Annotated in this window: 1 protein-coding gene; it reads left to right on the forward strand. The window is 66.3% G+C overall.

What is annotated here, in order from left to right:
• Window positions 1-870 (forward strand): PLP-dependent aminotransferase family protein (locus tag EOD07_RS36000; RefSeq protein ID WP_164772930.1); only part of this gene is annotated, 870 nt, incomplete at both ends.

Below are 870 nucleotides of genomic sequence, written 5' to 3' on the forward strand. Positions count from 1 at the left end.
ATCTTCATCACCTCCGGCTCGCAGCAAGCGCTCGACTATCTCGGCAAGCTGTTCCTGTCGCCAGGCGACACGGCCTTGGTCACCTGGCCGACCTATCTCGGCGCGCTGCAGGCCTTCAACGCCTATGAGCCGCGCTATGACCGGCTGAACACCGCCGGTGGCAACATGACGCCGGAGGCCTATCGCGCTGCCGCGGCCGCAAATGGCGGCAAGGTGAAGTTCACCTATCTGGTGCCGGATTTCGCGAATCCGACCGGCAATACTTTGGACATCAAGCAGCGCGAGGCGGTCCTCGACTTGGCCGGCGAGCTCGACATCGCCGTCATCGAGGACGCCGCCTATCGCGCGCTGCGCTATGACGGCGAGGGCGTGCCACCGATCCTGGCGCTCGACTGCGCCCGCTCCGGCGGCATCGATCATGCGCGCACGCTCTATTGCGGCTCCTTCTCGAAAATCCTGTCGCCCGGCATGCGCGTCGGCTGGGTCTGCGCGCCGCGTCATGTGGTGGAAAAGCTGGTGCTGATGAAGCAGGCCTCCGACCTGCACAGCCCCTCGATCAACCAGATGGTCATGCACCGCGTCGCCGAAACCATTTTCGACGCCCAGGTGGACAAGCTGATCGGCGCCTACCGCAAGCGGCGCGACGCGCTGCTTGGCGCGCTCGAAGCCAACATGCCCGACGGCATTTCCTGGAGCCGTCCGGACGGCGGCATGTTCGTCTGGCTGACGCTGCCGGAAGGCACGGACGCCACCGAGCTGCTGGCGCGCTCGGTCAAGGAGGCGCGCGTCGCCTTCGTGCCGGGCAACGCCTTCTATGCCGACGGCACCGGCCGCAACACGCTGCGCATGTCGTTCACGCTTGCCGACGAC

The sequence above is a fragment of the Mesorhizobium sp. M2C.T.Ca.TU.002.02.1.1 genome (assembly GCF_003997225.1).